The organism is Bradyrhizobium sp. BWA-3-5, assembly GCF_032917985.1.
Taxonomy (GTDB): domain Bacteria; phylum Pseudomonadota; class Alphaproteobacteria; order Rhizobiales; family Xanthobacteraceae; genus Bradyrhizobium.
On record NZ_CP136626.1, the window covers coordinates 3546953 to 3566737 of the forward strand.

The 19785-nt window shown below is 63.1% G+C and carries 21 protein-coding genes and 1 tRNA gene; 16 read left to right on the forward strand and 6 right to left on the reverse strand.

Features of this window, described 5'->3' with window-relative positions; translation table 11 throughout:
* Positions 1 to 218 precede the first annotated feature (218 nt).
* On the forward strand, positions 219 to 2339 hold the full coding sequence (locus tag RX331_RS17115; RefSeq protein ID WP_317257636.1) for a sodium-translocating pyrophosphatase: 2121 nt from the start codon (positions 219 to 221) through the stop codon (positions 2337 to 2339).
* 198 nt (positions 2340 to 2537) lie between these two features.
* Here the strand turns inward: RX331_RS17115 and RX331_RS17120 are convergent, their stop codons facing one another.
* Positions 2538 to 3542 carry a tripartite tricarboxylate transporter substrate binding protein gene (locus RX331_RS17120; RefSeq protein WP_317257637.1) on the reverse strand — a complete coding sequence of 335 codons (1005 nt, stop codon included), beginning with the start codon at positions 3540 to 3542 and terminating at the stop codon, positions 2538 to 2540.
* A 124-nt stretch (positions 3543 to 3666) separates the two neighbouring features.
* The gene (locus tag RX331_RS17125) at positions 3667 to 4143 is read right to left on the reverse strand and encodes an outer membrane protein assembly factor BamE (RefSeq protein WP_317257638.1); all 477 of its coding nucleotides are present in this window, start codon (positions 4141 to 4143) and stop codon (positions 3667 to 3669) included.
* 130 nt (positions 4144 to 4273) lie between these two features.
* On the opposite strand from RX331_RS17125, the gene RX331_RS17130 reads away from it, so the two are divergent.
* The 11 genes from RX331_RS17130 to RX331_RS17180 all read left to right on the forward strand — a co-directional run bounded on the left by RX331_RS17130 (position 4274) and on the right by RX331_RS17180 (position 12942).
* Complete coding sequence (locus tag RX331_RS17130; RefSeq protein ID WP_317257639.1) at positions 4274 to 4819, forward strand: ubiquinol-cytochrome C chaperone family protein; 546 nt, start codon at positions 4274 to 4276, stop codon at positions 4817 to 4819.
* Positions 4816 to 5403: a DUF177 domain-containing protein gene (locus RX331_RS17135; RefSeq protein ID WP_317257640.1), complete on the forward strand. Its 588-nt coding sequence runs from the start codon at positions 4816 to 4818 to the stop codon at positions 5401 to 5403. The genes RX331_RS17130 and RX331_RS17135 overlap by 4 nt, the downstream gene beginning before the upstream one ends.
* A gap of 299 nt (positions 5404 to 5702) precedes the next feature.
* Positions 5703 to 6758, forward strand: a complete 1056-nt coding sequence (gene plsX, locus RX331_RS17140) for a phosphate acyltransferase PlsX (RefSeq protein WP_317257641.1) — start codon at positions 5703 to 5705, stop codon at positions 6756 to 6758.
* Complete coding sequence (locus RX331_RS17145; protein ID WP_317257642.1) at positions 6755 to 7732, forward strand: beta-ketoacyl-ACP synthase III; 978 nt, start codon at positions 6755 to 6757, stop codon at positions 7730 to 7732. Before plsX ends, RX331_RS17145 begins: the two co-directional genes overlap by 4 nt.
* Before the next feature lie 133 nt (positions 7733 to 7865).
* Positions 7866 to 8201: an integration host factor subunit alpha gene (locus RX331_RS17150; protein ID WP_283034487.1), complete on the forward strand. Its 336-nt coding sequence runs from the start codon at positions 7866 to 7868 to the stop codon at positions 8199 to 8201.
* A gap of 66 nt (positions 8202 to 8267) precedes the next feature.
* Positions 8268 to 8837 (forward strand): MerR family transcriptional regulator, encoded by a 570-nt coding sequence (locus RX331_RS17155; protein WP_317257643.1) that lies wholly within the window; start codon positions 8268 to 8270, stop codon positions 8835 to 8837.
* A gap of 93 nt (positions 8838 to 8930) precedes the next feature.
* Positions 8931 to 9008 (forward strand) — tRNA-Pro (locus RX331_RS17160).
* 175 nt (positions 9009 to 9183) lie between these two features.
* Complete coding sequence (locus RX331_RS17165) at positions 9184 to 9699, forward strand: hypothetical protein (RefSeq protein ID WP_317257644.1); 516 nt, start codon at positions 9184 to 9186, stop codon at positions 9697 to 9699.
* Positions 9700 to 10175: 476 nt separating this feature from the next.
* Positions 10176 to 10757, forward strand: a complete 582-nt coding sequence (locus RX331_RS17170; protein WP_317257645.1) for a group 1 truncated hemoglobin — start codon at positions 10176 to 10178, stop codon at positions 10755 to 10757.
* Between the two features lie 156 nt (positions 10758 to 10913).
* Positions 10914 to 11819 (forward strand): dihydrodipicolinate synthase family protein, encoded by a 906-nt coding sequence (locus RX331_RS17175; protein ID WP_317257646.1) that lies wholly within the window; start codon positions 10914 to 10916, stop codon positions 11817 to 11819.
* Positions 11820 to 11973: 154 nt separating this feature from the next.
* Positions 11974 to 12942, forward strand: coding sequence for an SDR family oxidoreductase (locus RX331_RS17180; RefSeq protein WP_317257647.1), 969 nt, complete (start codon positions 11974 to 11976; stop codon positions 12940 to 12942).
* Between the two features lie 87 nt (positions 12943 to 13029).
* On the opposite strand, the gene RX331_RS17185 is transcribed toward RX331_RS17180, so the two are convergent.
* Complete coding sequence (locus tag RX331_RS17185) at positions 13030 to 13500, reverse strand: GcrA family cell cycle regulator (RefSeq protein WP_317257648.1); 471 nt, start codon at positions 13498 to 13500, stop codon at positions 13030 to 13032.
* Between the two features lie 42 nt (positions 13501 to 13542).
* On the reverse strand, positions 13543 to 13743 hold the full coding sequence (locus RX331_RS17190; protein WP_225669173.1) for a hypothetical protein: 201 nt from the start codon (positions 13741 to 13743) through the stop codon (positions 13543 to 13545).
* Between the two features lie 290 nt (positions 13744 to 14033).
* Between RX331_RS17190 and RX331_RS17195 the strand changes: the two genes are divergently transcribed.
* Entirely contained in the window at positions 14034 to 14381 is a 348-nt protein-coding gene (locus RX331_RS17195; RefSeq protein WP_317257649.1) for a GrlR family regulatory protein, read from the forward strand.
* An 8-nt stretch (positions 14382 to 14389) separates the two neighbouring features.
* Here RX331_RS17195 and RX331_RS17200 read toward each other — a convergent pair whose 3' ends face one another.
* On the reverse strand, positions 14390 to 15331 hold the full coding sequence (locus tag RX331_RS17200; protein ID WP_317257650.1) for an acetamidase/formamidase family protein: 942 nt from the start codon (positions 15329 to 15331) through the stop codon (positions 14390 to 14392).
* A 153-nt stretch (positions 15332 to 15484) separates the two neighbouring features.
* Here RX331_RS17200 and RX331_RS17205 point away from each other — a divergent pair, with 153 nt between their 5' ends.
* The 3 genes from RX331_RS17205 (at position 15485) to RX331_RS17215 (ending at position 18442) form a co-directional block, all read left to right on the forward strand.
* Positions 15485 to 16285, forward strand: a complete 801-nt coding sequence (locus tag RX331_RS17205) for a YdcF family protein (RefSeq protein WP_317257651.1) — start codon at positions 15485 to 15487, stop codon at positions 16283 to 16285.
* 72 nt (positions 16286 to 16357) lie between these two features.
* Positions 16358 to 17143, forward strand: coding sequence for a DUF169 domain-containing protein (locus RX331_RS17210; protein ID WP_317257652.1), 786 nt, complete (start codon positions 16358 to 16360; stop codon positions 17141 to 17143).
* Between the two features lie 120 nt (positions 17144 to 17263).
* Positions 17264 to 18442, forward strand: coding sequence for a saccharopine dehydrogenase family protein (locus tag RX331_RS17215; RefSeq protein ID WP_317257653.1), 1179 nt, complete (start codon positions 17264 to 17266; stop codon positions 18440 to 18442).
* A gap of 96 nt (positions 18443 to 18538) precedes the next feature.
* On the opposite strand, the gene RX331_RS17220 is transcribed toward RX331_RS17215, so the two are convergent.
* Positions 18539 to 19732, reverse strand: a complete 1194-nt coding sequence (locus RX331_RS17220; RefSeq protein ID WP_317257654.1) for an FAD-dependent oxidoreductase — start codon at positions 19730 to 19732, stop codon at positions 18539 to 18541.
* Between the last annotated feature and the right edge of the window lie 53 nt (positions 19733 to 19785).

Genomic DNA, 19785 nt, shown 5'->3' on the forward strand with positions numbered 1-19785 from the left:
TCCCGCCGAGCGGCAAATTATTTAGACCGATTAGCGGTGATTCCTTTCAAAAATAGACAGTTTTTGCCCTCGGTGGCGTTGCGCCCGGAAAGCGATTTTGGCAAGGTCCCCGCCGATTTGAGGCCGCCCTTTTGGGGAGGGTAGGCCTCCTTCAATAAATGCGCCGGCCGCGCTCGCGGGATGGCGTGGGGCGGAAACGAGCATCTGAGGCAACTTCAATGACAGCATTATGGGTGATTGTGCTCTGCGGAGCACTTTCGGTTCTCTACGCCATCTGGGCGACGTCGTCCGTCCTGAAGTCGGACGCCGGCAACCCGCGCATGCAGGAAATCGCGGCGGCGGTCGCCGAAGGCGCGCAGGCCTATCTGCGCCGCCAGTACATGACCATCGCCATGGTCGGCGTGGTGATCTTCGCACTGCTCGCCTATTTCCTCGGCATGCTGGTTGCGGTCGGCTTCCTGATCGGCGCCGTGCTGTCGGGCGCTGCCGGCTTCATCGGCATGAACGTCTCGGTTCGCGCCAACGTGCGCACCGCGCAGGCGGCGACGACCTCGCTGGCCGGCGGTCTCGAGCTCGCCTTCAAGGCAGGCGCCATCACCGGCCTTCTGGTTGCCGGCCTCGCGCTGCTCGGCGTCACCATCTATTTCGCCTATCTCACCCAGCTCGCGGGGCTGAAGGCCAATGACCGCGTCGTCGTCGACGCGCTGGTGGCGCTCGGCTTCGGTGCTTCGCTGATCTCGATCTTCGCCCGTCTCGGCGGCGGCATCTTCACCAAGGGCGCGGACGTCGGCGGCGACCTCGTCGGCAAGGTCGAGGCCGGCATTCCCGAGGACGATCCGCGCAACCCGGCAACCATCGCCGACAACGTCGGTGACAACGTCGGTGACTGCGCCGGCATGGCGGCCGACCTGTTCGAGACCTATGCGGTGACCGCGGTCGCCACCATGGTGCTCGCCGCGATCTTCTTCGCGAACTCGCCGCTCTTGGTGAACATGATGACCCTGCCGCTCGCGATCGGCGGCATCTGCATCATCACCTCGATCATCGGCACCTTCTTCGTCAAGCTCGGCGCCAGCCAGTCCATCATGGGCGCGCTGTACAAGGGCCTCATCGCAACCGGCGTGCTGTCGCTGCTCGGCGTTGCCGCCGTCATCAACTGGCTGATCGGTTTCGGCCCGCTGGAGGGCGTGAAGTTCACCGGCATGGCGCTGTTCTGGTGCGGCATCGTCGGTCTTGCCGTCACCGGCCTGATCATCTGGATCACCGAATACTACACCGGCACCGACTATCGCCCGGTGAAATCGATCGCCTCGTCGTCGGTCACCGGCCACGGCACCAACGTGATCCAGGGCCTTGCGATCTCGATGGAAGCGACCGCGCTGCCCGCGATCGTCATCATCGCCGGCATCCTCATCACCTACAGTCTTGCCGGCCTGTTCGGCATCGCGATCGCGACCACGACGATGCTGGCGCTGGCCGGCATGATCGTGGCGCTCGACGCTTTCGGCCCGGTCACCGACAACGCCGGCGGCATCGCCGAAATGGCCGGCCTGCCGAAGGAGGTCCGCAAGTCGACCGACGCGCTCGACGCCGTCGGCAATACCACCAAGGCCGTTACCAAGGGCTATGCGATCGGCTCCGCCGGTCTCGGCGCGCTGGTGCTGTTCGCGGCCTACAATGAAGATCTCAAGTTCTTCATCGCCAACTCGGCCAAGAACCCCTACTTCCAGGGCGTCGCGCCGGACTTCTCGCTCAACAACCCCTACGTCGTGGTTGGCCTCCTGTTCGGCGGCCTGCTGCCGTACCTGTTCGGCGCGATGGGCATGACCGCGGTCGGCCGTGCGGCCGGGGCGATCGTCGAAGAAGTGCGGCGCCAGTTTCGCGAGAAGCCCGGCATCATGCAGGGCACCGATAAGCCGGATTACGGCAAGGCGGTCGACCTGCTGACCAAGGCGGCGATCAAGGAAATGATCATTCCGTCGTTGCTGCCGGTGCTGTCGCCGATCGTCGTCTACTTCGCGATCTATGCGATCGCGGGCGGCGGCGCGGCCGGCAAGTCGGCGGCGTTCTCCGCCGTCGGCGCGATGCTGCTCGGCGTGATCGTCACCGGCCTGTTCGTCGCGATCTCGATGACCTCGGGCGGCGGCGCCTGGGACAACGCCAAGAAGTACATCGAGGACGGCCACTACGGTGGCAAGGGCTCCGACGCTCACAAGGCGGCCGTCACTGGCGACACCGTCGGCGACCCCTACAAGGATACGGCGGGTCCGGCGGTGAACCCGATGATCAAGATCACCAACATCGTGGCGCTGTTGCTGCTGGCGATCCTGGCGCACTGAGCCGGCGAGAAGCTGATCGAAAAAGAAAAACCCCGCGGTGCGAACCGCGGGGTTTTTTGTTGGACAGTGGAAATTCTCACCGCGTCATTGCGAGTTGGGATCGGCGTTAAGAGACCGACCCTCGACGCGACGAAGCAATCCATCTATCCCCGCGCGGAGATGTGGATTGCTTCGCTTCGCTCGCAATACACCGGCATCTCAATTCACATCCATCTGCAGGCCTTCGCGCTTGATGATCTCGGCGAATTTCGTCGTCTCGGCCTGCACGAAATCGGAAAACTGTTGCGGCGTGCCCCAGTCGGCGGTGGCGCCCATGTTGGCGAGAGTCTTCTTGACGTCCTCGCGCGCCAGCATCGCCTTGATTTCCTTGTTGAGGGCTTCGACAGCGGGAGCGGGCGTTGCCTTCGGCAGGAATATGCCGAACCACGACGAGACATCGAACTTTGCCAGCTCAGGCACGCCCTCGCGTATGCTTGGGATGTTCGGTGCCGCCGGGCTGCGTTCGGGCGTGGTGACGCAGAGCGCGGTCAGCTTGCCGTCCTGCGTCTGCGGCAGCGATGGATAGAGATTGTCGAACAGGATCTGGATATCGCCCGCAAGCGCCGCCTGCAGCGCAGGTCCCGCGCCACGGAATGGCACGTGCACCATCTTCAAGCCGGTGAGCTGCAGGAACCAGGCGCCGGTGAGGTGAGGGCTCTGCCCGACCCCGGACGAGGCGTAGGTGAGCTTGTCCGGATTGGCCTTGATGTAGGCGATCAACTCGGGAATCGACTTGATGCCGGTCGATGGATGCGCCGACACGATGTTCGGAATCCGGATCATGTTACTGACCGGCTGCAGCTGCTCGGCCTTGTAGGTCATGTTGCGGAAGATGCTGTAGGCGATCGCGTTCGGGCCGGGATTGCCGACGAGGATGACATGACCGTCGGCTTTGCCGCGCACGACTTCGGCGGTGCCGATCGTGCCGCCGCCGCCGGAGCGGTTCTCCACGACAGCCGACTGGCCCCACGCGGTCTGCAGATGCGCGGCGAGCAGCCGCCCCATCACGTCGGTGCTGCCGCCGGCCGCCGCCGGCACGATGAGCCGCACGGTCTCGGTTGGCCGCCAGTCGGAGCCGAAGCTCGCGCGCGGCAAAATCGCTGCGGCAGCAATACCGGCAGCGCCGGTCAAAACGCGGCGTCGAGAAAAGGCTTTAATCGTCACAAGTTCACTCCCTGCTTTGGATTCTTGTTGGCAGGGACCGTAGGCAGCGCGGGCGCTGGGGGCAAGCGGCGACTTGGCGCAGGATTTCCGCGCCGCGGAACCGGTGACTGTGAACTAACGGGCTCTAATTGAAGCTGAGCAGCTTGAAGAGCGGCGTCAGATAGCTGAGCTCCTGGCCTGATGTCGGCGTGGTGCGGCTGATGAAATCGAAGATCTTGCCGTCCTGCAATCCGTAATTGGCGAGCCGCGTCACCTGACGGTTCTTGTCGAAATAGATCGCAATCACGCGCTGGTCGACGACCTGCTGATTCATGAACGCGACTTTGCGCTCCGAGCGCTGCGAGATGTAATAGAACACCTCGCCGTTCAGGGTCGCGACCGTTGACGGCGTTCCCATCACGATCAGCACCTGGTCCTGGCTGGCGCCGATCGGAATCTGCTCCAGCGCGTTGGGCGGCAGGATGTAGCCTTTCTGGAACTGCTCGCCGGTGCATCCCGTGAGCGCCGCGCAGACCAGTGCCACGGCCATGGCCGCGCGAAGCCCGCGCCTGGGTGCGGTCGTGCAGCTCGTCGAGGGCACGCAGGTGCTCAGCTGGCTCATTTCGGTCATATCAGGAATCAGCCCGTCCTCTTGCATCGCGCGGTGCGTTGACGTACCGGGCACCACACTGGATTGCAACACGCGCGGCCTCTGGACAAAGGATCTGGAGGGCTCGCATGCGGAACCCACAATGCTTTGGCCGTTCAATCACTTCAGGAAACCCCGGACGCCGTTGCGCGGCACCATCGAGGCCATCTATGGCATGATCGTGACGCAGGCGCGAGAACCGTTGTTTTACCGGGACTTCGCGGTTCCGGACACGGTTAATGGCCGTTTTGACCTGCTTCTGCTGCATTTGTGGCTGGTTCTGCGGCGCCTGAAGTCGGTGGAGGGCGGCGCGGCCCTTTCGCAGGGGCTGTTCGACCATTTTTGCAACGATATGGACGACAATCTGCGCGAAATGGGGGTCAGCGATCTCAAGGTGCCCAAGCGCATGCAGGCCTTCGGCGAGGCCTTTTATGGCCGGACGGCGGCCTATGACATGGCGCTGACGGAGGGCCGCGAGGCCCTGGCGCAGGCGATCTGCAAGAATATCCTGAACGGCGAGAACATCGAAAAGGCCCGCCGGCTGGCGGCCTATGCCGAGGCGGCGATGACCGCCCTGGACGATATCGACGAGGCGACGCTGATTAGCGGTTCGGCCAGATTTCCCGTGCCCGAGAAGGTGCAGCCATGAGCAAGACCGGCGTGACAGAAAGGCCAGACCCATGGCGCGTCCCAGTCGTGGTCGCGCAGATCCCCGAGACCGGCCTGCATCGCGATATCGCGGCCGACCAGGCCGTTCGGCATGCACTGGCCGAAATGGGCGGCTTGCGCGAGGTGCTGTCAGCGCACGCGTCGTTCGACGTGACGCCCAGGAGCGGCGGCCGCCTCCACGTCGCCGGCAACGTCCGGGCACGAATCGGACAGACCTGCGTGGTGACGCTGGAGGAGATCGAAAACGACATCGACGAGCCGGTCGACCTGATCTTCGCGCCGCCGGAACAGGTGCCGCAGATGGCCGCGCTGGTCGATGAGGCCGAGGAGAGCGACGAAGAGACGCCCGATCCGCTGGAGCCGATCGACGACGGCATGATCGATCTCGGCAAGGTCGCCGCCGATGCCCTGTTCCTCGCGGTCGATCCCTATCCGCGCAAGCCCGGCGCCGTATTTGAACCGGTGGTCGAAGCCGCTGATCCCGAGGATCATCCGTTCGCGGCACTCAGGGCACTGAAGGTGGCACCGAAAATGCCGGGAGCCAGAAAGCCCAAGGGCAAGTAGCAGGGAGCTAAAGCAACCGATGAAGCTGCGGTCGCTTCGACATCATTGTATTGTCTCGCCAAGAATCTTGCCTAAGATATTGATTTTAAATTGGATATTACATATCCTTGATTTCGGGCCACAGCACGCCGCTTTCGCCAAAAGACCGTGGTCAAGAGGTTGTGTCAGGACGGGGACACGCTATTGTCGCGGCCCGACGGGGGCGCGAGTTGCGTTTCGCCAGGCATCGCTGAACGGTGCCCTTCCAGGTGCGGCCGGGCTCGACGAGGGCCGCAAGAGATCAGGTTTCCGGGACGTTCATGCCGCAAAAGGTTCGAATCGCGCTTGACGCCATGGGCGGCGATGTCGGCGCATCGGTCGTCATTCCCGGCGCGGCGATCGCTTTGAAGAAGCATCCCGACAGCGAATTCCTGCTTTATGGCGACAGCAAGCAGATCGATGAGCAACTCGCCGCGCACCCGGCGCTGAAGAAGGCGTCGCGCGTCGTTCATACCGATGTTACCGTGAGCATGCACGACAAGCCGAGCCAGGCGCTGCGGCGCGGCCGCAAGACATCGTCGATGTGGCTTGCGATCGATGCGGTGAAGAAGGGTGAGGCCGACGTTGCCATCTCCGCCGGCAACACCGGCGCGCTGATGGCGATGGCGCGCTTCCATCTGCACACCATGCCAGGAATCGATCGGCCCGCCATCGCCGCCGTGTGGCCGACGGCCCGCGGTGAGTCCGTCGTGCTCGACCTCGGCGCCAGCATCGGCGGCGATGCGAACCATCTGGTGACGCTGTCGGTGATGGGCAGCGCGATGGCCAGCGTGCTCTTCAACATCGAGCGGCCGACGGTCGGCCTGCTCAACATCGGTGTCGAGGAAATCAAGGGCCACGAGGAAATCCGCGAGGCGGCCGAAAAGCTGCGGGCGATGAACCTGCCGCAACTCAACTATATCGGTTTCGTCGAGGGCGATGGCATCGGCAGCGGCGCGGCCGACGTCATCGTGGCGGAAGGATTTAGCGGCAACATCGCCCTCAAGGCTGCCGAAGGTACCGCGCGCCAGATGGCGGACTTCCTGCGCGGCGCGATGGCAAGCAGCTGGCAGTCCAAGATCGGCTATCTGTTCGCCCGCAAGGCCTTCCAGGCGCTTCGCGACAAGCTCGATCCGAACAAATCCAATGGCGGTGTTCTGCTCGGGCTGAAGGGCGTGGTGGTCAAGAGCCACGGCGGAATCAACGCGGAGGGCTTTGCCTCCGCAGTCAACGTTGGCTATGAGATGGTCCGCTGCGATCTCCTCACCAAGATTAATCAGATGATAAACAGCGACGGCGGTGCGCTGGCACAGACCGCGCAGGAGGCTGTCTCGTGACTGCGAAACGTTCGGTCGTGCTGGGCTGCGGCTCCTATCTGCCGCAGAAAGTGCTGACCAATGCGGAACTCGCCGCCCGGATCGATACGTCGGACGAGTGGATCGTGCAGCGCACCGGTATCCGGGAGCGCCACATCGCGGCCGAAGGCGAGTTCACATCGCATCTCGCAATCAACGCTGCGCGCGCGGCGCTTGAACATGCCGGTATCGACGCGCAGGCGATCGACCTGATCGTGCTGGCGACCTCGACGCCCGATAATACCTTTCCGGCAACGGCGGTCGCCGTCCAGAATGAGCTCGGCATTCATCACGGCGTTGCCTTCGATTTGCAGGCGGTGTGCTCCGGCTTTGTCTTCGCGCTTGCTACCGCTGACAAATTCCTGCGCTCCGGCGCCCACAAGCGCGCACTGGTAATCGGTGCCGAGACGTTTTCCCGTATCCTCGACTGGAACGACCGCGGCACCTGCGTGCTGTTCGGCGACGGTGCGGGCGCAATCGTGCTCGAGGCGCAGGACCAGCCCGGAACGTCTGCCGACCGAGGCGTGCTCACGACCCATCTGCGCTCCGATGGAAGGCACAAGGCGAAGCTGTTCGTCGATGGCGGCCCGTCCACGACGCAGACCGTCGGCCATCTTCGGATGGAAGGCCGTGAAGTGTTCAAGCACGCGGTCGGCATGATCACGGACGTGATTGTGGATGCCTTCAATGCGACCGGTGCGACCGCCGAAGACATCGACTGGTTCATCCCGCACCAAGCCAACAAGCGAATCATCGATGCTTCGGCGCACAAGCTTCATATTGCACCGCAGAAGGTGGTGCTGACCGTCGATCTCCACGGCAACACCTCGGCGGCCTCGATTCCGCTGGCGCTCGATGTGGCGGTCCAGGACGGGCGGGTGAGGAAGGGCGATCTGGTGCTGTTCGAGGCCATGGGCGGCGGCTTCACCTGGGGTTCCGCGCTCGTGCGCTGGTGAACGTCACACAGCAGGATCGACTAAAATTGCCGCCATGTTCCATGCGTCTGCATGATGCTCGCTGTTGACCATTGCGAGCTAACCGCTTAATTTCAGGCAATAAATTTTGTTCGCCGAGAGTGCGGGGCAGGCGATGACCGGGACCGGAAAAACAGTCACACGCGTCGATTTGTGCGAGGCCGTCTACCAGAAGGTGGGACTGTCGCGGACGGAATCTTCAGCGTTTGTCGAACTCGTTCTGAAAGAGATCACCGATTGCCTTGAGAAGGGCGAGACGGTCAAACTGTCGTCGTTCGGCTCGTTCATGGTGCGCAAGAAGGGTCAGCGTATCGGACGTAACCCGAAGACCGGTACCGAAGTGCCGATCTCGCCACGCCGCGTGATGGTGTTCAAGCCATCAGCTATCCTGAAACAGCGGATCAACGGGCACGCGCCCGGCAATGGCGAGAGCAAGACCGACATCGAGTAAAGACGGCTGCGTAGCAAGGCGAGTACCGCGTCTTCCCCAACGAGCTGAGTTGAGAGGAGCTGGCCTTTGGATAAAGCGCCGGATGCGTTCCGCACCATCAGCGAAGTCGCTGAAGAACTCGATATCCCCCAGCACGTGCTGCGATTCTGGGAGACGCGCTTCGCGCAGATCAAGCCGATGAAGCGAAGCGGCGGGCGGCGCTATTACCGCCCGGACGACGTCGACCTGCTCAAGGGTATCCGCCGCCTTTTGTACGGCGAGGGCTACACCATCCGCGGCGTGCAGCGGATCCTGAAAGAGCACGGCATCAAGTCCGTTCAGGGACTCGCCGACCAGACTTCCGCCGTCACGTTCGGTGCGGTCGAGGAGGCGATCGGTCTCAGCCTGCAGGAGCCCGATGAGGGCGAGATGCCGGTTGCAGCCGAAGCTGAGGACGAGGATGGGGACGCTGATTACGAGAGCGAAGACAAGGAAATCGATTACCGCTTTGTGGATACCGACGACGACGGCATTTTGCTGCCCTTCGTCAAGGGCAAGCCGGGCTCGTCGGATGCCGACCGCGAGCGCCTCGAGCGGGTCCTGCAGGACCTCGTCGCCTGCCGGGAATTGCTGGATACCGTGCTGAAGGATAGCTGAACGAGCAGGCCGGAACCGGCCACCGGCCGGCGCCTCAATGAGGCCGCTCTCGCGCCTTGCGCCGGGCCCTGATCGCAGCTATTGGAACGGCATCGGAGCGTGGCGCAGCCCGGTTAGCGCACTAGTCTGGGAGACTAGGGGTCGGAGGTTCAAATCCTCTCGCTCCGACCATTTAGTTCATAAAATTAAGAAGACGGAAGGGCGCCCGAGGTGCCTTTTCCCCGGCGGCCATCGATCGCCGCGATGCCTCGTCTGACTCAACCCGAGTAAACCACCCCTTAACCTTAAGATTGTTACTATTTGCTGTATCCGGGTGGTGACCGCCTGGCCAAGCGGAGCGAATCTTATGCCCGTCGAGATGCTGTCGTACGCCGAGTTGGGTGAAAGGCTCAAAATTTCCCCGGAGGCCGCGCGGGCCCTGGTGAAACGACATCGCTGGCCGCGCTCGCGCGCCAACGATGGCAAGACGCTCGTTCACGTCGATCTCACCGAAATCAACCATTCCCCGATCAACCGCCAGCCGCAAGCGCAGGCCGGCCAACAACTGGTCAGCGCCTTAAAGCAGCAAATCGAGACCCTGCAGACCGAACTGGCGGAGATGAAGGTCATCGCCAGTGGCTATCGGGCCGACTTCGAGCGGGAATGCGAGCGGACCAACAAGCTGCTGGCTGAGCTGCTCAAGGCAACCACCGACACCATGGGAGCCCGGGAAAAGGCCGCTCTGCTCGAAGGAAAGCTGTCGATGCTGACGCAGCCCTGGCGACGTCGGCTGGTCGATGCCTTCACCCTGGCCCTGCCGCAGGTCGCATCCAGCCCGCGCGAGAGCGCCACCGCTCCATCACCGAATTCAGCTGCCGCCTAGATACCGAGGGCCCAGACGACAACGATGGTGGCTAGCACCGCCAGTCCGCTGACTGTCCATCCGGTCAGATAGGTCGCGCCATCGGTCTGTGGTTGATCGACCATGGTATCGCGCCATTGGCTCATGACGACCTCTCCAAGTCTGGTCTTCCGATAGGGTCTTGCCTCCAGATAAGTCGCGTCTGACGACCTCAGGTTCAAACAGCGGAGCGGACTGCAGACGCGAACCTGGAACGGACGAAGCCGAGAATGCTTTGTCCGTCATCGGACATTGCAGTCGTGCGCAGGTGGCGCTGGTTTGATCCGAATCCCGCGGCGTTTTCGGGACCTTTTCCTTTCAACACCATCCAATGGTGCAAGGGCGCGCCGGCGTGACGGCACGCCCAGCCGCAGCCGTGTGGGTCGGCTGACGGAGGATATGTGGATCGCGCAAGCGCATCGAGCAGTGACGCGACGGATCCAGGATGGAGGAATCCAATGGCACGGAATACCACGAATTCGATCACGCGACGGCGCATGGTAGCCGGGTTGGCAGTGGCCGCAACGCCAGGGGTTTTGACGGGCACGAATAGCGCTTGCGCGCAGGCCGATCAGAATACGAAACCTGAGAACCAGGCCAAGTCCGAGAAGAGCCTCTATGATCGGCTCGGTGGCGTGTTCGCGATCGCTGCGGTGATCGACCACTTCAGCGATGCGGTCGTGAAGAATCCCATCGTCGGCCAGAAATCCAAAAATCCGCAATTGCGGGAATGGCACACCAAGAATTTGCAACGGCTGCCCGGCCTCAAGTTCATGCGCACGCTGTGGGTCTGCAACGTTTCAGGCGGACCATTTCAGTTTACGGCGACCCGACCCGGCGCGACACCGCTGGGTCTCGAAGAGGCGCATCGCAACCTCAAGATCTCGCCCGCGGAATTCGATGAAGTCGCCGCCGAGCTCGGGCGGACGCTGGATTTCGCGAAAGTGCCGAAGCGTGAGAAGGCCGAAGTGCTGGCCGCATTTGCCGCGCACAAGGACGAGGTTACCGCCGGCTACGTCGCGGGCGGCAAACGCGGCTGATGCGTTCGGTGTGTCCAAATGAGGTCCGGCGTAGCCGGATCATGTGACCTGCCATGCCGATTCCGCAACTGGAACGTCGCGCCGTGCTTCGCTAGGCTCGGGCGCGAGTGAGGGAAACACCTCACCGGCAGCGGATGGAAACAGCGAGGCAGGCCCATGCAAGTGCGCCCCACAGGCGTGATACCGCCGATGACGACGCCGTTCCGGAAAGACGGCGAAATCGATTACAAGCTCGTTGCGCCCCAGGTCGAATGGCTGATCGGTGCCGGCAGCCACGGCATGGCGGCCGGCGGCTCGACCGGCGAGGGACATACGCTCGACCATGAGGAATACCGCGACCTGGTGGCGGCGACGGTGGAAGCCGCGAACGGGCGCGCGCCCGTCATCGCCGGCATCATCGTCGATTCCACGCGCGATGCGATCCAGCGCGGCAGGCTGGTGCGCGACATGAACGTGGCGGCCTTGCAGGTGACGCCGGTGCACTATCTGTTCAAGCCGGACGAGCAGGCGATGGTCGACCACTTCCGCCGCATGGCCGATGAAACCGGCATGCCGATCATCATCTATAACGTCGTGCCGTGGTCCTATCTTTCGCCGGCGCTGCTGACGCGGATCATGAACGAGGTGCCGCTGGTCGTCGGCGTCAAGCAGAGCGCGGGCGATCTGAAGCTGTTTGCCGATCTGATGATGATGGCACCGGACAAATTGATCTACAGCGCGGTCGACGCGCTGATGTATCCGTCCTATACGCTCGGCGCGCATGGATCGATCGCCGCGATCCTCAGCGCCGCGCCGCATGCGTCCGTCGAGCTCTGGAATGCGGTCAAGGCCGGCGACCACGCCCGCGCGCTCGAGCTGCACAAGAAGCTGCTGACATTGTGGAACGCGATCGTCTCGGACAATCTGCCGGCTTGCACGCGCTACGCGCAGTCGCTGCAGGGGTTGCCGGCGACGTTCTCGCGCGCGCCGATGCCGGAAGCGTCACAATCGCAACAGGCGGTCATCCGAAAGGCGCTCGATGGTTTGGGCGCGCTCGGCGGCTCTCGCCAGGCAGCGGAATAATTCCGCCGCACGAAAACGGCCGCAGGACAATCGAGCTGTTCGTATCACCGGGCGGCTTTACCGGCCATTCCCACCTGTTACTGTCCTGCCCGCATGGGCTGCATTGTCATGCGAGCCCCCACTCAAGAACTGAAAAATCGAGGTAACGATCTCAATGAAGGATTTTGCCGGAAAGTTTGCGGTGATCACCGGTGGCGGCACGGGCATGGGCCGCGAACTCGCGCGCCAACTCGTCGCCGAGGGCTGCAACGTCGCGATGTGCGACGTCTCGGTAGAGGCGATGGCGGAGACCAAGCGGCTGTGCGAGGCGGAAGGGCTGCCGCAGGGGCTGCGTGTCACCACCCACATCGCCGACGTCTCGATCGAAGCCCACTTGCAGCGTTTTCGCGATGAGCTGGTCGAGCAGCAGGCGACCGACAAGATCCATTTGCTGTTCAACAACGCCGGCATCGGTGGCGGCGGCAGCCTGTTCACCAACACGCGCGAGCAATGGGAACGCACTTTCAACATCTGCTGGGGCGGCGTCTATCTCGGCGTGCGCACCTTCCTGCCGCTGATGATGAAGGCGGACGAGGCCCACATCGTCAACACGTCGAGCGTCAACGGATTCTGGGCGTCGGTCGGTCTTGGGGTGCCGCACACCGCCTACAGCGCCGCCAAATTTGCCGTGAAGGGATTCACCGAAGCGCTGATGACCGATCTGCGGCTCAATGCGCCCCACATCAAGTGCTCGGTCGTGATGCCCGGGCATATCGGCACTTCGATCGTTTCCAATTCGCGCAAGATCCAGAGCGGCACGGAATCCGATGAACTGAGCCCAAATGAAATCGCGGCGACGCGGCTGCGCCTGAATGGCATGGGCATCGATACCGCGCCAATGTCTGACGACGACATCCAGAAGATCGCGCTCGACCGTGCACGTTCCTTCCGCGACGAGGCGCCGACCACCGCAGCGGCTGCGGCAAAGATCATCCTCGACGGCGTCAAGGCGGAGCGCTGGCGGATACTCGTCGGTGACGATGCGCACAAGCTCGATGAGCGGGTGCGGCAGGCCCCGGAAAAGGCCTATACGCCGGAATTCTTCAAGAGCTTTGCCGAGGAGGTCGGCTGGCGGCTTGGCTAGCGGGCAGTCGGTTCTGACCGTGATCAGAACCGACGCCCTCGCTTTCTCCTGTGTCGCGTTTCAGGAGCACTAAACCGTATGCGTCGTTTACGCGCGCGAGACGCGGGCGCGCGTGCCCGGACGATAGGCGAGGCGGGTGTGCCCGGAGCAGTAGGGCATGCCTTCCACCGGCGTGTTGCCGCAGAAACAGAAATCCTCCGCGCCTGGTGTGCTGATTGGCCAGCGGCATCGTTCGTTGCTGAGCTCGAGCAGCGAGCAGCGGCGCTCGCTGATGATCGGCTCTTCCTGGATCGGCGGCGGGTTTTCGTAGACGGCCTGCAGGATTTGATACTGCAGCCTTGGAATGGATTTCCTGGAACGTTCTCGGGCAGCCTTGGTGGGGCGCGGTTCGGCCCGGGCAGGTCCGCGCGTCAATTGCAGGCGCGCAAGTTTCCCGATCACCGCGTTGCGGCTGACGCCGATGCTGGCCGCGATCTCGCGACAGGTGAGGCCGGCTTCAAAATGACTCTTCAGCAGTTCGACGCGATCGGTGGTCCAGGTCGGCAGATTCGTAAGCATTTTCTCGGTTCCACATTCTGTGAAAACCGCCGCGGGCTCCCGTCAGGACGGCCGGCCGTTGTCGCGGATTGCAAGCAGCCCGTCCTTGATGGCGAGCCGAATGCCTTCCTCGATGAGGGTCCTTGCAACGCCTGGAACGCTAGTGCCGTGGGTGCCCTGTCTCACCAATCTTTCCATGTACGCGATGGTCGAGAGCGCCAAGGTCACGGGAACGCGGTCGGTTTCGGCTTTTTCTGTAGCCATGTGGAACGCTAACTTTTAAACGCTGTACTGAAAAGTTACTATTTCGACTCTATTTAGTTTTGCACATATGAGTCAAATAGCTTGTGGATAGCTTTCTATCCAATTGAAAAATAATATTAAAATCGGGATCTCGATCTGTGAACCGGCTGCGGCCGTGTTACCCGGCGCGTGTAACCGGCCTGAGGGGCGCCCGAGGCCGCGGCAAAACGATCCAGACTCGCGACGATTTTCTCGATTGCCTCGCACCGCGCGCGATGACGAAATGCCTAGGGCAGGCGGCGGCGGGCGCAATGACGGTCACGAACGGGCTCTACACGATCCAGATCGAGATGTCGGATGGCGGGCACGGTCGCGCCCACGGCATCATCGTGCTGCGCGACGGCAGGCTCGCGGGCGGCGATTCGTATTTCTATTACACCGGCTCCTACACCGCCGAGCGCGGCAAATGGCGCGGCGAGCTTATCACCCATGAGCATACGAAATCATCGGGTGCGTTGCCGCTGTTCGGCGGGCGCGAGGTGACTTGCGGCTTCAGCGGTTCCTACTCGCCCGATGGCGCACAGGTGCAGGGCACCGCGCTGGTCGGAAAGACCAGCGTGCTGTTTCATGCCAGGCTGCAGTTTCTGTCAGAATTTTGAAGCCGGCCTCAGCCGTGCACGATCTTCTTTGCAATCATACAGTGAATTCCTTTGGAGCCGTTGACGGTCTGCGTCACCCGCAGATCGGCGGCGAGGCTGCATAGCGTGTAGGCGTCCTCGCGCGACAGATTGCGCTTCTCGCCGAGCAGCACGATCATATCGCGCAGCGCGCGGATTGCGCATTGATCGAGATCGGGATCCATCGCCATCGTCACGTAATGATCAGATGTTTCCGCGCGCGGATAGGTGAACCGCAGATCCTTGCGCAGCGTCAGGCGGAAGCGGCCCTGTAGCGCGGTTTCGATCGCGGTGACGCACACTTCGCCATCGCCCTGCACGCCGTGCCCATCGCCGCAGGAGAACAGCGCGCCCGGCACGAACACCGGCAGGTATAGCTTGGCGCCGGCGCCCAATTCCTTGTTGTCGAGATTTCCGCCCATTGCGCGCGGAATCAGCGAGGTGATGCGGCCCCAGGCCGGCGGCGGCGCCACGCCCATCACGCCGAAGAACGGTGCAAGTGGCAGGTCGAGTCCCCACGGCATCCGGCCCACCATCCGTTCGCGGTCGAGCGGAATGTTCAGGATCCGCGTCTGGTGGAAGTCGTCGGGCAGGGTGCCCGCCAGCGGGCGGATCAAATTCCAGCCCCAGTCCTGCCGAAGCTGGACGTCGAGAATGTCGACCTCCAGCACGTCGCCAGGCTCGGCGCCCTCGATGGCCACCGGACCCGTCAGGATATGGCCCTGCAGCTGCCGCTCGCACCGGGCATGCACCTCGTCGAGTTCGGGCGGAACGTGAAACTGCTTGCGGTCCGGCACCACCTCCGGGCCGCCACTGATCGTATCGATGGCCACCTGATCGCCGCTGGCGATGGTCAGGGCCGGCTTCAATGCCGCATCGAAATAGCCCCAGTGGCAGGTTTCGGGGCTGGAGTGCAGGTGATGATGGGTCATTGCGCGACTTTCTTGCCGGAATTGTCCGGCACAATCTGTCATCGCCGGACCCGATCCGGCAATCGATCATTTTCGAATGAGGCCTGTGCGAAGAAGGATGGATACCGGCCGCAAGCCCGCGTATGACGAGGGTGTCTATCCGCGAGGCTCCCGTTGTTTTTCGTCCTCTCCAAGACGCTCGGCGCGCTACTACTGCCGACAAATTTTCTGATCGGCATCGGCTTTGTCGGCGCGGTCCTGATGTTCACGCGCTTTGCGTCGCTTGGCCGCAAGCTGGTGATTGCAGCGGTGCTGCTGCTCGTGATCTGCGGGCTGTCGCCGCTCGGAAACCTGCTGCTCTATCCGCTGGAGCAGCGCTTTCCGCCGTGGGACGCTTCGAGCGGCGCGCCTGACGGGATCATCGTGCTCGGCGCGTCGATCGAAGCCGACCTTTCCACCGCGCACGGCACGCCGGTGGTCCGCAGTTCCCCCGATCGTCTGATCGCGGCTGCGGCGCTGGCGCACCGCTATCCCAAGGCGCGCGTCGTCTTCTCCGGAGGCAGTGCGAACCTGATTTCGAACGACGCCAGGGAAGCCGATTTCGCCGGCGCCATCTTCGAGAGCCTTGGCATCGACAAATCGCGGCTGATCATGGAACGGGCCTCGCGCAACACGCTGGAGAACGCCGAGTTCTCCAAGGCCTTGCTCGCGCCCAAGGAAGGCGAACGCTGGCTGCTGGTGACCTCGGCGTTCCATATGCCCCGCTCCGTCGGCCTGTTCCGGAAGGCGGGATTTGCGGTCGAGCCCTATCCGGTCGACTGGCGGGTCGGCGGCCGCGGCGACATACTCAATTTCACCAATATCGCGATCGATGGGCTGGGCCGGACTGATCTTGGCGTGCGCGAATGGATGGGCCTGATTGCCTACCGCGCCACCGGCAAGATCGGCGAACTGTTGCCAGGACCTGCGAAGTAGCCGCGGGCTGCCGGCCGGGCTACAATCGAACGAACAGATGCGCCTGCAGCGCACGATTTGGGAGTTATCGTCATGCAACAACAGACGCCGCCGGAAGCGTTCGATTTGGCCGCCATCGTGGCCGATCTGAACACGTTGCTCAGGCTGAAAACGACGGTCGTCGGCATCAAGATGTTCGCGCGCGCCGAAGACATGATGGCGATCCCGAAAATCCGGCGTCCCTCGGCGGTGCATACCACCGACCAGATCGTCAGCATGGCCTCGCGGCTCGGCTGGACGGTCGGCATCACCGGCGAGGATCTCGTCGGCGCGCAATGCCGCGCCGTGATTGGGCTGGCGCCGCAGGACGAAAAATGGCTCGCCGGCGAAAACTATGTCGGCGTCTGGCACGGCACGGCCGAGGATGCGCGCAAGCGCCAGGAGGCGCTGGACGTCGTGCCGTTCGGCCAATTTCAGGCAATGGCCGTGAGCCCGCTCACCAGCGGCCGGCTCAATCCGCCGGACATTTGCCTCGTCTACGCGACCCCTGGCCAGATGATCATCCTGATCAACGGCCTGCAATATACCGGCTACAAGAAGTTCGAATGGGGCGTGGTCGGCGAGACCGCCTGCGCGGATTCCTGGGGCAGGGCGATCAAGACCGGCGAGCCGTCGCTCTCGCTGCCGTGCTTTGCCGAGCGGCGCTATGGCGGCGTGCCGGATGAGGAGATGCTGATGGCGCTGAGGCCCGAGCACCTCGCCAAGGCCATCGTCGGCATGAAGCAGCTCGCCAAGAACGGCCTGCGCTATCCGATCGCGCCCTATGGCATCCAGGCCGACGTTCGCGCCGGGATGGGCGTGTCCTATCCGAAGAAATAGCCGCAGCCGTCATTGCGAGCGAAGCGAAGCAATCCATTTTCTGCGCAGAGATTGTGGATTGCTTCGCCTCGCTCGCAATGACAAAAGAGGCCAAGTTCGTTTCTCCAGGAAACCTCGCTTATGTCATCGTCGAAATTCGACATCATCGTCTACGGCGCCACCGGTTTCACCGGCCAGCTCGTCGCCGAGTATCTCGCCGAGCATTACAAGGACGACGCCAATCTGAAATGGGCGATGGCCGGCCGCAACAAGGACAAGCTCGCTTCCGTGCGTGATGCGGTGGGAGCACCGGCGGATACGCTGCTGATCGTCGCCGATTCAAGTGACGTGGCGTCGCTGGAGGCGATGGTTGGGCAAGCGAAATGCGTGATTAGCACCGTCGGCCCGTACCAGCTCTACGGCAATGAGCTGATCGCGGCCTGCGTAGAGGCCGGCACCGACTATGTCGATCTCTGCGGTGAGCCGATCTGGATGCGGCAGATGATCGACAAGCACGAAGCCGCTGCAAAGGCGAGCGGGGCGCGCATCGTGTTCTCCTGCGGCTTCGATTCCGTGCCGTTCGAGCTCGGCGCATTCTTCGTGCAGGAGGAAGCCAGGCGCGTGTTCGGCGCGCCGGCATCCCGCGTCAAGGGCCGCGTGCGCGACATGCGCGGCACGCTCTCCGGCGGCACGGCGGCGAGTGCCAAGGCAACCTTTGATGCGGTCGCAAAAGACCTCAGCCTTGTCGCCATTCTCAACGACCCCTTTGCGCTGACACCGGAGTTCAAGGGGCCGAAGCAGCCGCGCGGCAACAAACCCACCTATGAGGAGGACATGCAGTCCTGGGCCGCACCGTTCATGATGGCCTTGATCAACACGCGCAACGTCCACCGCTCCAACATGCTGATGGGATTCCCCTATGGCCGCGAATTCATCTACGACGAGATGGTGCTGACCGGCGCCGGTGAGAAGGGCGAGGCCAACGCCAAGCTGGTGATGGCCGCAAACGCCGAAAAGACCGGACCGAGCGCGCCGAAGCCGGGCGAGGGCCCGTCAAAGGAAGAGCGCGAGAACGGGCTCTATGATCTGCTCTACGTCGCGATCGCGCCCGACGGCCGTCAGGTCCGCGCCGCCGTGAAAGGCGATCGCGATCCCGGCTACGGCTCGACCTCGAAGATGATTTCCGAATGCGCGATCTGCCTGCTCCACGATACGCCTGATGTGCCGCCCGGCTTCTGGACGCCGGGCGCAGCGATGCAGCACAAGCTGATCAAGCGGCTGGTCGATCATGCCGGATTGAGGTTTGAGGTAGAGAAGTAGCCACAGATCGTGGGCAAAGCGCAGCGTGCCCACCATTCCGTCGTCATCGGGTTGGGCAGGTCGCTCGCGCTCCTTTGCTCACCCTACGGCACCGCGTCACGCCGCCCGCGGATCATACGCGTACATCCAGTCCATCCCCTTGGCCGACAGCGGCAGCACCAGCTTCAGCATGCGGTCACGGATCCAAGCGCCAGTGGCGCTGAATTCGCGCTTGCTGTTGCCGTTGCGGCGGGCCAGCGCAACGATGCGCTCAGTGCGGGGACGCCGTTCGGCCTCGAACTTCTGGAACGTCACGCCAAGCTCCTGGCGTTCCTGTATCAGGCGACCGAGCCGCAAGGCATCTTCGAGCGCCAGCGAGGCGCCCTGGCCGGCATGCGGGCTGGTGGCGTGCGCGGCATCGCCGATCAGAAGCGTACGTTGCCGCGACCAGGTCGGCAGCGTCGCCACATCGAGCGTCGCCGTCACCACGATATTCTCGGCCGCCTCAAGAATGCGCGGGATCGGATCGTGCCAACCGCTATGGAAGTCGAGCAAATGCCGCCTGATCGCGGCCTGGCTCATGGCGCGATAGGTCGCGGCATCGACGCCATGCGCTGGCTGCGTGCTCCACCACATCACGCCGTCGTTTTCGTCGGTGCTGCAAAGCCCGTACCCGAAGAAACCGCTTTGTCCGAAGGTGGTGACGACGCGCTGGCCGACCGGCGCATCTGAAAGCACCGATCGCGGAACGAAACCGCCAAAGCCGATCAGCCCGGTGTCGAACGGCTTGGGCCCACCGGGAACCACATGCGTGCGCACCGCGGAGTGAACGCCGTCGGCCCCGATGATGAAATCGCCTTCGGCCATGGAACCGTCGGCGAAATGCGCGACGACGGGCCTGTCGGCGCGATCCTCGATAGCGACAAGCCGCTTCTCGAACTTCAGTTCGACGCTCTCGCACCACGCCTTGTTGATCAGCGCTTCGTTCAGCGTGGCGCGGCACATGTTCACCGCCGGCTGGCCGAAACGCTGCTGCATGTTCCGGTTCATCGAACCGAGACGGGCGCCGGATTGCGAATGGAAATCGAAGGACTCCGCGACCGATCCGCGCCGGATCATCTCTTCCGCCAATCCGATTTCGGCCAGCACATGCATGCCGTTCGGCGCGATCTGCAGGCCGCCGCCTATCCCGGTGGAGTAGGGCCATGCCTCGAACATCTCGACGTCGATGCCGGCTTTCTTCAGGAAGATTGCCGTTACCGGACCTGCGATGCCGCCACCGATGACAAGCGCGCGGGGTCGTTTGCTCATGCCTTGCTCCATGCCTGTGTCGGGTGATAATAATGTACAGTTGCTAAATATCT